This window comes from Mesorhizobium sp. M4B.F.Ca.ET.017.02.2.1 (assembly GCF_003998955.1).
Classification (GTDB): domain Bacteria; phylum Pseudomonadota; class Alphaproteobacteria; order Rhizobiales; family Rhizobiaceae; genus Mesorhizobium; species Mesorhizobium abyssinicae.
On the sequence record NZ_RZOF01000218.1, the window covers coordinates 1 to 10,834 of the forward strand.

The 10,834-nt window shown below is 59.8% G+C and carries 7 protein-coding genes and 1 tRNA gene; 4 read left to right on the forward strand and 4 right to left on the reverse strand.

The window, feature by feature from the left end:
* The coding region (locus tag EN738_RS22670; RefSeq protein WP_145966902.1) for a D-alanyl-D-alanine carboxypeptidase family protein at positions 1-1,038 on the reverse strand (1,038 nt) is incomplete at its 3' end.
* 218 nt (positions 1,039-1,256) lie between these two features.
* Here EN738_RS22670 and EN738_RS22675 point away from each other — a divergent pair.
* The 4 genes from EN738_RS22675 to EN738_RS22690 all read left to right on the forward strand — a co-directional run bounded on the left by EN738_RS22675 (position 1,257) and on the right by EN738_RS22690 (position 7,551).
* A complete protein-coding gene (locus EN738_RS22675) occupies positions 1,257-2,420 on the forward strand; it encodes a M20 aminoacylase family protein (RefSeq protein ID WP_127285671.1) in 1,164 nt (387 codons plus the stop codon).
* Between the two features lie 167 nt (positions 2,421-2,587).
* A tRNA-Arg gene (locus EN738_RS22680) sits at positions 2,588-2,664 on the forward strand.
* 340 nt (positions 2,665-3,004) lie between these two features.
* The gene (locus EN738_RS22685; protein WP_127285672.1) at positions 3,005-4,297 is read left to right on the forward strand and encodes a hypothetical protein; all 1,293 of its coding nucleotides are present in this window, start codon (positions 3,005-3,007) and stop codon (positions 4,295-4,297) included.
* Positions 4,298-5,070: 773 nt separating this feature from the next.
* Entirely contained in the window at positions 5,071-7,551 is a 2,481-nt protein-coding gene (locus EN738_RS22690; RefSeq protein WP_127285673.1) for a hypothetical protein, read from the forward strand.
* Between the two features lie 159 nt (positions 7,552-7,710).
* Here the strand turns inward: EN738_RS22690 and EN738_RS22695 are convergent, their stop codons facing one another.
* The 3 genes from EN738_RS22695 to EN738_RS22705 form a co-directional block, all read right to left on the reverse strand.
* A complete protein-coding gene (locus EN738_RS22695; protein WP_127285674.1) occupies positions 7,711-8,970 on the reverse strand; it encodes a CapA family protein in 1,260 nt (419 codons plus the stop codon).
* Positions 8,971-9,036: 66 nt separating this feature from the next.
* Entirely contained in the window at positions 9,037-9,882 is an 846-nt protein-coding gene (locus EN738_RS22700; protein ID WP_127285675.1) for a transporter substrate-binding domain-containing protein, read from the reverse strand.
* Position 9,883: 1 nt separating this feature from the next.
* Positions 9,884-10,834: alanine racemase (locus EN738_RS22705; RefSeq protein ID WP_127285676.1), on the reverse strand; the 951-nt coding region annotated here is incomplete at its 5' end.

The following is a 10,834-nucleotide window of genomic DNA, read 5'->3' on the forward strand; positions in this document are numbered from 1 at the left end:
CGACTGGTCGAGCATCGCCTTCGGCGTCGGCCCGGTTGCGCCGCCGAGGCCGACGGCGACCAGGGTCGGGTGAGCGAGCTTCACCTGGTAGGGCGACTTCGGCGCATCCTTGGCGGCGACGGCGGGGGCGGCCTCCGACTGCTCCGCCTTCGGCTTCTTCTTGCAGATCTCGTCATGCAGATCGTTGGGCGACAGCGTATCGCCATAGGACGGCAAGGCGGCAAGCGTAGCCGAGCCGGTCGCCGGCGTGTCAAAACCCTGGTCGAGCAGCTTCGCAACGGTCTCGGCGCGGCTGACAGCCGATTTCTCGCCGAGCACCACGGCGACCAGCGTGCGCCCGTTGCGCGTCGCCGAGCCGATCATGTTGAATCCCGAGGAACAGACGAAGCCGGTCTTCATGCCGTCGGCGCCCGGATAGCGGCCGATCAAGAGGTTGTAGTTCGGGATCGCCTTCTTGCCGACCGCCAGCCCCTCGATCGAGAACCAGGGCGCGTATTGCGGAAACTCGCTGCGGATCGCCGTCACCAGCAGCGCGAGATCGCGCGCGGTGGTGTACTGGTCCGGCGAAAACAGCCCGTTCGGATTGACGAAATGGGTTCCCGTCATGCCGAGGCGCGCCGCCTCCGCGTTCATGCGGTCGGCGAAGGCCGCCTGCGACCCGCCGATATTCTCGCCGACGGCCATGGCGATGTCGTTGGCCGATTTGACCAGCATCATCTTCAACGCATTGTCGAGCCGCATCACCGAGCCCGGCTTGAAGCCCATCTTGCTGGGCGGCTCGCCGGCGGAATGTTTCGTCACCTTGATCGGCGAATCGAGCTGAACCTCGCCGGCGGCGATCGCCCGAAACGTCACATAGGCCGTCATCAGCTTGCTCAGCGACGCCGGATACCAGCGCTTGAAGGCGTCCTGGTGCTCGAGGATCTTGCCGCTCTGCAGGTCGAAAAGGATCACCGGGTTGGCGCGCGCGACGCCCGCCAGCATCGGCAAAGCCAGCGCGCCGGCCAGCAATAGTTTGAGGAAATGCCCGTGCCGCATCATGGAATCCGAAATCGCCTCTTGCCGTAGTCGCCCCTGGCTCCGTAAGATTTCGTTACGCGATCGCCAGCATGGTGCGGCCCGGCCCTCGATTCCCCAGGCTGCATTGTTGCGGTGCTATTTACCCTATGTGACGTCAACATGGCAAAGCGCCTGGCAATCACAATTACAATGCAGCAGGCTGGAACTGGCTGCTTCAACGATGAAATGGGACAATCATGCCGATTTTGAACCGCGCCGCCGAGATGCAAGACGAGGTCGCCGGCTGGCGCCGCCATCTGCACCAGACGCCGGAACTGAATTTCGACGTTTTCCAGACCGCCGCCTTCGTCACCGGAAAGCTGAAGGAATTCGGTTGCGACGAGGTGGTGACGGGCCTCGGCAAGACCGGCGTCGTCGGCATCATCCGCGGTCGCAACGGCGACGGCACGACGATCGGGCTGCGGGCCGACATGGATGCGCTGCCGATCAACGAGATCACCGGCAAGCCCTATGCCTCGACCGTTGCCGGCAAGATGCATGCCTGCGGCCATGACGGCCACACGGCGATGCTCTTGGGGGCGGCCAAATATCTCTCCGAGACCCGCAATTTCACCGGCTCGGTCGCGGTCATCTTCCAGCCGGCCGAGGAGGGCGGCGGCGGCGGCAACGAGATGGTCAAGGACGGCATGATGGAACGCTTCGGCATCTCAAGAGTGTTCGGCATGCACAATATGCCGGGCCTGCCGGTCGGCCAGTTCGCCATCAGGCCTGGCCCGATCATGGCGGCGACCGCCGAATTCACCATCACCGTCAAGGGCCGGGGCGGCCACGCGGCGATGCCGCACGGCACCATCGATCCGATCGTCATCACCAGCCAGCTTGTCGGCGCGATGCAGACGATCGCGTCGCGCAGCACCGACCCGGTCGAGTCGGTGGTTGTGTCGGTGACGAAATTCCATGCCGGCGACGCCTACAACGTCATCCCCGAAAGCGCCGAGATCGCAGGCACGGTGCGCTCGCTGAAGAAGGAAGTGGCCAAGAAGGCGGAGGAGCGCATCCGCGCCCTTTGCGACGGGTTGGCCGCCGCCTTCGGCGCCACCATCACCTTCGACTACGAGCCCAACTATCCGGTCACCTTCAACCATCCCGAAGAGACGGTCTTTGCCGCCGACGTCGCCGCCGACATCGCCGGCAATTCCCAGGTTCACCGCGCCATCCAGCCGGTGATGGGCGGCGAGGATTTCTCCTACATGCTGGAAGCGAGGCCGGGCGCCTTCATCTTCATTGGCAACGGCGACACGGCCGGCCTGCACCACCCGGCCTACGACTTCAACGACGAGGTCATCCCGCACGGCATGAGCTATTGGGTGAAGCTGGCGGAGACGGCGCTGGCCGCCTGAGGCTGGTTCCGGCAAGGAGCGAATCCTCGGGCACGGCAAAGCCGTTGCCCGGGGGCATGGCGCAGGGACCGAAGCAAGAGTTGTGAGCCCTGCGCAACGGCGCGCCGATTTGCGTTCACTACGCCTCTTGGCGAACCGGTCCGAAGCGGCTATGTGTCGGGCCGCGTGGTCCCGTAGCTCAGTAGGATAGAGCGGCAGATTCCTAATCTGTAGGTCACAGGTTCGATTCCTGTCGGGATCACCATGCTTTCCAATCACTTAGAAAACAGCCGCCGTACTTTTTTCAGAATTAGTACGGCAATTAGTACGGCGAATTCGCCGATTTTGCGGTTCAGACGTGCAACGCAAAGAAGAAACCAGCGTAGCTCAGTTGCCACGCGAGGCATCGCAAAAGGCTAATTCGTTTGGCGATGCAGGCGGATCTGGGCGCCTGACGAGGTATCGTCAAAGGCGACAAAATGCACGCCTCGATTCCCGGATTGGGTCGCGGTGCTGGATCGTGCGCACCCAGGTGGAAGACAGAGGTTGAGAGTATGAAGACGGTTTCTCGCGAGGAGCTTTACAAGCAAGTTTGGACAAAACCCATGACCAAGGTGGCCGCGGATTATGGCGTGACGGGTACCGCATTGAAGAAGACCTGCGATCGTCACCACATTCCAACGCCTGAGCGCGGATACTGGGCAAAGCTGGAATACGGCAAGCGCGTCAAACAGGCGGCATTGCCGCCGTTGCCTGAACCAAACCTGGCGTTGGTGAGGATCTCGGGAGGTACCGAGCAGCACCTGTCACCGTCGGTCCGCGAGGCCAAAGAGAAGGCTCGAGACAGACTTACCAAACATGCGGCAGCCAATCCGATTTCTGTTTCTAAACCGGATCTGCCGTCCAACACTGCTGAGCCGTCCTGTCTGGCCGCGACAAGGCGCGCGATTACAAAAGCGCGCCCCGATCACGAAGGGTTCGCCTCGGTTCGGTCCAAAGGTGTTGTTCCTCTCAGAATTGCTCCCGCTTCGATTGAGCGGGGAATTAGCGTCCTAGGACAGTTGTTCGCGCTTGCAGAGACTCAAGGTCATCTGCCCAAGGCGACTGAGGATGGGTTGGTGCTGGCCGTCGGGAACGAGTCGGTCGCATTCGGAATGGAAGAACAGCCCCAAAAATCCCTGCATCAACCGACACCTCAAGAACTGAAACAGCGGGATGAAAGAATGCGCTGGGGCTACACCACAGACCCTTGGCCCAAATACGATCAGTCTCCCTCCGGCCGGCTCGCTATCGTCATTCATGCTAACCCATATTCAGGCCTTCGCCGCACATACTCCGACGGACAAACGCAGGCCCTGGAAAGCAAGCTGCCTGACATACTGGCAGGCTTCGCAGGACACGCGGCGTTCATCAGCGAACGGCGGAGAGAAAAGGAAGAGCGGGATCGCCGACATCGAGATGCCGAGGCGCAGCGACAGCGTGAGGAAGCTTATGATAGCCGCGAGAAACGGCGGACGGAGTTTGTGGATGCAGTCCATGAGCAACTAACCAATCGGGACAAACTGGTCGCAGTCCTCACACATCTCGAGAATATCGCGCCCGAGCATGTCGACAGAGTGAGCGCGATGACAACTTGGATCCGGCTGCGCCTGAAGCAGATCGATGCCCTGATAAGTCCGGATTTCCTCGATATTTCGGCGAGATCAGCCAAGGTCGATTTCATCGAGCCTGACCCCGAAAAGGAGAGGGAGAGGGGCGGCGGTTATTTTGGATATTCGCATCCAATCAAGCTCGACCTCTGGACTGTCGACATCGAAAAGGGAGTGGCCACCTCGTGTTCACCATTGGATTGGGTCAACGCCGCAAGGCCGCAGATTGAGAAGGATCAAGCGGGATAGCAAGTGTTGCGCCGAGGTGCGCGGGACCGGTTCGGATCGCATTTTCGACAAGCAGCCGACTAAATAACCTTCCGGCTTCTGACCCGAAGAGCGCCTCCGTCTGCATGCCACGGAGCAGAGTAGGAATCGTCGGTGACGGCTTCAGCGAGCGTCCGACCCTCTCGACGAGTCGTCAGCGTCACTGTCGGCTGTGATTGTGTAGCCGCGGTCACGTCCTATGAGGCCCACCGTGTCGAACTTCTCGGGATTTCGCTTCTTTCTCTTCATCACAACCCTACCTGTCAGTTCCGGCCGCGAACACGGATTCTCGGCTTACCTTTGTCGCCTGCGTCGCCTCCGGAAGGACGCGGAAGGAGACCATCCGCATCCGGGGCAAAGTGGCTGGAAAGCTGAACGTACCTCCAGCGCGGTCTCAACGATTTTGCCAAAGGATATGGGAGAACACTCCTATGATCGGTTCAGGTTCATCGCTTTTCAAACAGGCGCAATCCAGGTTTTCGCGGGAGAAGCCATACGAGTGCGATCGGTTGCTTGTGACCACAACCACTCACATCTGGTTTGGCCATGCGTTTCTCTCGATCAACCGCGGGCTGTCTGCTGGTGACAAAACCCCTTTGCGAGCCGAGGCAAATACGGCAAACTGATCTATGAGCATACGCTCGGAGCAGTAAAGAAACGACCGCCGGGTCGAGCGACAATTCCATAGCGCCGTCGATAGGGGCGAACGAACGCTAACTCACCTCACGCTCTAACCTGTGCAATTGGAGATTAGCATGATTAAGGTCATTCTTTTCTTCTATGCAGCGATCACCATGGCTGCCTGCTACTCCGTTCGACAAGCTCACTGCGCCGAGGCGTGGCGGAAATTCCCAAGACAGGCACAGCTGCTTGATGAGAATTACGTCGGGAACTATCTAAAGAACTCAATCAGATACGACTACTATATCATTCGAGATCAAGTGCATATCGACGACATCGTTGAGACGAATGGTGGGAATATTCTGATCGTTGCAAATGATTTATTTCTGAACGCACCGATTGATACACGCGTTCACTTCCAAGCAACGCAGAACTATTGGCAGAAAGCCAGCGGCGCTTCAAAAACCGCGAGCTTTCTGACTTCCGGCTACTATACCGACGTCAACGGTTCACCTGGTATCCGACCCTTTGATGCTTGGTATTATCACCGCCTCGCATACGATCCACGGTCAAAGAAGTATGCCCTCCAGCAGATCCCGTCGCCGTCGGTTCGGACCGATAATCTGTCCGAGACCTTTGAATACCTCGAACTTCCTTCAGCTCAGATTCCTCCTCTTTCTACTATTGAGTATGGGGACGCGTACGATACCACGCGCGCGTCTGATGGCGTCGACGCCCCCGATCAACGCGTGATCTTCGAGAACGCTCGATCGGGGGATATCACAATCTTTGCTGGCCGCATTCATCTGTGCGAGACGTGTGATGCATCGATCAAGCAAACATTGGGCCAACCGGGAGGGGCTGGGCCTTTTCTCCAGGTGTCCGGATTGCAGGGCGGTCTGGGGTCGCCCGGTACATTGCCGTACACAATTGTTTATCCATCGAAATCGCAAACCCTTAATGGAGCACGGGGCGGACTTTCAGGGAGACCAGGAAAAGGCGGGGACGCCGGTGCTATCACCATTCATCTAACTGGCAAGCCTGCCGCCGATGAAGCCAAGATCCTGAAAATGCTCTCCGACTATGGTCCTGGAGAGCCCGCGCTCCCCTCCCGCATGCGGACACTCTCGTTCAACGAAGCGAGGGCACTTCAGCCGGCCCACTACGTCCAATATTTCCTTCCCGAAGAAGAACTTCCGGCTCAGGAGTTGGCAAGGCTCGCAGGCAAAGCCGGGACCTTTCAACTCGACACCCTAACGTCCAATGAGGCCCTGAGTACGCTGGTCAGCGAGCTCCGCGCCGCAGATGCGATACCAAACTACTCGCTTAAGCTCTTGCTTCAGACCACGAGAAGCGACCCAAGCCTCTTTTCAACGCTGCCCAGCGATGGCCTGTTAGTTCTCCTTTCGGACGAACTCTCTAATCTGCAGAGCAAGCTGATCGGGTCGCTTCCAGATTTATTGTCAGGGGCCAACCTGGTCCAGATTGATCGAGGAGCTTTGTTCTCATCCCTCGACTGCACCAATGAGATGCTCGGCTCATTCACAGGCCTTGTTGCGGACTACCTCCACAGTGTGTGCCAATTTGCTCCTGTCCCGGACATGACCGTCCTGAAGTCCTACTTCTTCAGGTTAGGCGGATTGATCAGCGTCGTGCCTTCAGACGTCAATGTGGACTTGCGGCATCGTGAAACGGTCGACGAATTGTCGAGTATTAGTCAGCTAATTGCCGCTTCCATCGACGAGCAGATGCAAGAAAACGCAATGGTGTTTCAGTACATTTCTGCGGAGAAGCGGGCTAATTTTGTTAGCAAAATCGTCGAGCTGGAGAAGAAGCTTAAAGACATTGAGAATGTCGCGCGGAAGGACGATGACATGCTCGAGGTGATAACCAGGGTTGGTGAAACCGGCCAGCACCTCGGGAAAGCAGTCGCTGCTATTGAAGCGGAACAATGGGCAGTTGCCATTCCAGAACTTCGCGATGGATTGAAGGGTTTGGCGTCGCTGCTAACCTACGGCTATCTAATAACTCCGTTTGTTGACGACTCTGGCGTGAGAGCAGCGTTGGCTGATGCACAGCAAGCCCTTCGCGGCTTCGACAAGGAAGTCTCGAAGATCGTGGAGGAGTCAATTTCCATCCGAAGCAACAACCTTGAAAAACTGGTCAGCTCGCGCCGTCAGCAGTGGATCAGGCGCGCCCAAAAGTCCTTCGCGTTCGGGGATCTCCTACGCGCAATCGTTCTTGACTACCTACAGCGTCCGAACGAGCCTCTCGCGGCCGTCAAGGAGAATGTCGGGGTGGTCGAGCGATCGCTCAATCGCCAAGATCCTGCTGCCGGAACATTACACATTCAATCATGGCGAGATGCCTGTCTGGTCCAGGCCCCGGTGGAGTTGTCAAAGCCATCGGGAACTATGGGTTGTGTCCTAGTTCACGCGTTGGCCGAAACGCCTTCGGCGGTCGTGTCCAACGAGGAAAGGCTTGGGCGTTTTCCCCTTCTGGTCCTGGATCGAGGGCGCGCGGCCTATGCTGTCTCATTTGGCTACGTGTTCGACCGGATGGACGTGGAACAGATTCGGTTGGGATCAAATCCAATCCCAGCACCACCGCGCTAGACGGGCAACGTTCACCTGAATCTTCAGGAGGCACGTTACGGCTAAGCCGGCTCGACACCAACTCTGATGTCCGACAAGAACGGTTTAAGAGACGCCTCGATGTGAACGATCTCGGAGTCCCCACTCGGTCGTGCACTGATTCCCCCTACCATCGGGAGATCAAATTGAACCTTCCGCTTGTAAGTAGCCACCTGTCATTTCGTCACCCCTTTTGACGGCGATCGACACGCCGTGCAAGCGTGAGCGGGCCGCCAGGTCCTCGATCATCTCGGTCCCCAGCTTTTGCGATGCCGGAGCCGGCACGATGCGCTCATGATAGTTCTCGGCGCCCAGCATCCGCTCGCCGCCGATGACGATGGGAAGGAGGTCGATCGACTGCAGCCGGGCATCGGCATCGAAGCGGCACGTCGCGACCATGCTCTTCCAGACGTCCGGAGCGCTCCACAGAACCTCGCCCGCATTGAGATGGAAGAGGAAATTGCCCAGCCCGAAGAAGATCGGCGCGCCCCGATAGATCTCCACGGGCTGCAGGACGGGAGCGCCGTGACTGACGAACGCCCCTGCCCCGGCATCGACGCAGGCGCGGGCGAGCGACTGAACCCATGCCGGGACCTCGCGCCAGTTCGGCTCCCAATGATGATGGTGGAGATAGGCGATGACGAAGGCGCCCTCCGCGGCGGCTTGGCGAATCGTCGCGAGGTGACTTTGCAAGCTCGCCTCGTCCACCAGGATCCGGCGCCTGTTCTTCGAGGAGCGGCAAAAGATCGTCCCATAAAAATCGATCTCGTCAGTCGATTGAAGCTCGGGCGGATCGTGGGGCTGCGCATAGTTGGCCCGTTCCATCCGGCTGCTTTGGAAGATTTCCTGAATGCCGGTCAGGCTCCCAAACACGGCGGCATCGACCTCGAATCGCCTCGATACGTCGAGCCCGTTCACGCCCGGTCTTGCAGGACGCCGGTCCGTCGCGTCGGCCGCGTACATGGTCGCCGGGCCGGGCCCGGCGTCCATGGCGACAAGCGCCACCCGCCGCGTGCCGTAGGTCTTCAGTCCCGGCCGACCCGCATTCGCGGCATCGGCACCGATGCCGGCGTGAAGGAACCCTCTTTGCGCCACCTCTTCGAGCGTCGACAAGATGCCGGGTGGGCCGAGGTCGAAGGCATGGTTGTTGGAGAGCGCCAGGGCGTTGAAGCCGATATCCTTCAGCGCATCCAGCACCACGGGGGCCGAACAGCCGAAGAAGGAACCTTTCATCGGCCATCCGCCATGCCGGCCGAACACCGTCGTCTCGAAATTGGTGAAGGCAATATCGGCTTGCCCGATTAGCACCTTGATCGCGGCAAATTCTTCGTCCTGGACCTGCCGGACATCATGATGAATGAGGGATTGTCCGGTCAGGACGAGCGTGAACGGTGAAGACATCAGTAGCGCACCTTGGAGATAAATGGGATGAAGGCCCTTAGGCCGCCGAAAATCGACGGCGACCGCTCACTTGGCGAGCTGCGGGGAAATATCCACCCCGAACCACTTCTGGCTGATCCTGCTGAGCGCGCCGTCATTGACGCTTGCTTCGATGGCGTTGCCGAAGGCTTCGGCGAGATCGGCATCCTCCTTGCGAAGACCGACACCGACACCGGGACCCCACGTGCCGCCTGAAAGCTGCGGGCCGAAAAATTCGACCGCCTTGCCTTCTGGCGTCTCGAGGAACTGTTTCCACATCAAACGGTCGCCCAGGCCTCCGTCGATGCGTTCGGATGCGAGGTCGAGCTTGATGTTTTCCTGGCTGTCATAGCTGCGCACCTCGGCAATATCGCCGAAGAGCTCGCGAACGACCGCCTCCGAATTGGACGAGCGAAGGACGCCGAGGGTCCTGCCCTTCAGGCTTTGCCGCAGCTTTTCGATGGTCTCTTTCTTCGCCGCGTCGATGTCGGTCAGGTTCAGTTTCGCATCGATGTCGCTTGCGGGCAGGCCGAGCCCCCGGCGCATGACGATCTGGTTCGGCGCCACCGCGTAGGGAACGGAGAAGGCGATCGATTTCTTGCGTTTTTCGGTGATCGACATGCCGGCCATGATCGCATCGTACTTCTTCACCAGAAGACCGGGGATGATGCCATCCCAATCCTGGGCGATGAACGTGCATTGCAGCTTCATCCGGGTGCAGAGTTCCTTGCCGACGTCGATGTCGAAGCCGATAAGCGCACCATTCGTGTCGATATAGTCCCAGGGCGGCGAGGCCCCTTCCGAGGCGATCGTGATGGCCCTGCGCTCTTCGGCATGGGCGAGGCCGGCGGCCAGCAGGAAAGCCGCGAGGGCGCAAGTCAGATGTCGTTTCATGTCATTCCCCTTCTTTTTGGTTTGGTTTGAATTGTTGGACGACGCCTATCCGGGGCAGGCTCTCGCGCAGGCCGCAGGCGAGGCCCGTTTCGTCGGTATTCCAGGCCTTGGCGAGGTCGGGCAGCGTGATCCGGTCCGCGCCGGAAGAGCCGAGCAGCATCGCTTCATCCCCGAGCATCGCTTCGGGAATATTCGTGACATCGATGCGAAGATGCTCGAGATGGATGGGCGGCACGATTGAAGCGCGCCGTCCCCTGACGAGCACGGAAGCCGGGCCAGCCAGCTGCCGCGGCACGCCATGCCCCCAGCCGATGCCTAGCACCGCCAGACGCATGTCCGGGTGGAATCCCGACAGGTCCGGAGGCGCCCCCATGCTGTCATCGCTCGTCTTGAGCGCGACGATACGCGCCTTGATCGCCGAGAGGGCCGCACGGGTGGGCAAGGTACGGCGCCCGGCGCAAGAACGGGCCAATCCGAAGAGGAGAGCACCGGGATCGACCGCGCCCATGTCGAATTCCGGATGGTGAAGCAGGCTTTCACTGCTTGAGACCATGATCGTTTCGGGAGAGCGTCCCTCCGCCTTCAGCTCTTCGAGCAGTGGTGTCAGGCGCGCAACCTGCGCCGACGCCGAGGAACCGGCGTCGCCGAACTCGCTGAGATGGGCATAAAGACCGCCAACGGCGACACTGCCTTGCGAGGCGCATAGATCCAACAGGCGGCGCAGGCTCGCGGGAGCCACGCCGGCGCGCCAGAAACCCATATCGACCTTGACGAAAATCTTCAGCGACGCGCCGGTCGCCAGCCAGCCTGCCAGATCCTCCTCGCCGGAAATCGAAATCGTCAGATCGAGTTCCCGGACGAGATCGACAGCGTTCGGGCCGATGCCCGGATACATGAGGATGGGTTTTGCCGGTGCCGCCTTTCGCACGGCCAGAGCGTCGGCGATCGACAC

Coding starts and splice junctions, on each gene's coding strand:
- EN738_RS22675 (WP_127285671.1), top strand. CDS start 1,257: ATGCCGATTTTGAACCGCGCCGCCGAGATGCAAGACGAGGTCGCCGGC.
- EN738_RS22685 (WP_127285672.1), top strand. CDS start 3,005: ATGACCAAGGTGGCCGCGGATTATGGCGTGACGGGTACCGCATTGAAG.
- EN738_RS22690 (WP_127285673.1), top strand. CDS start 5,071: ATGATTAAGGTCATTCTTTTCTTCTATGCAGCGATCACCATGGCTGCC.
- EN738_RS22695 (WP_127285674.1), bottom strand. CDS start 8,970: ATGTCTTCACCGTTCACGCTCGTCCTGACCGGACAATCCCTCATTCAT.
- EN738_RS22700 (WP_127285675.1), bottom strand. CDS start 9,882: ATGAAACGACATCTGACTTGCGCCCTCGCGGCTTTCCTGCTGGCCGCC.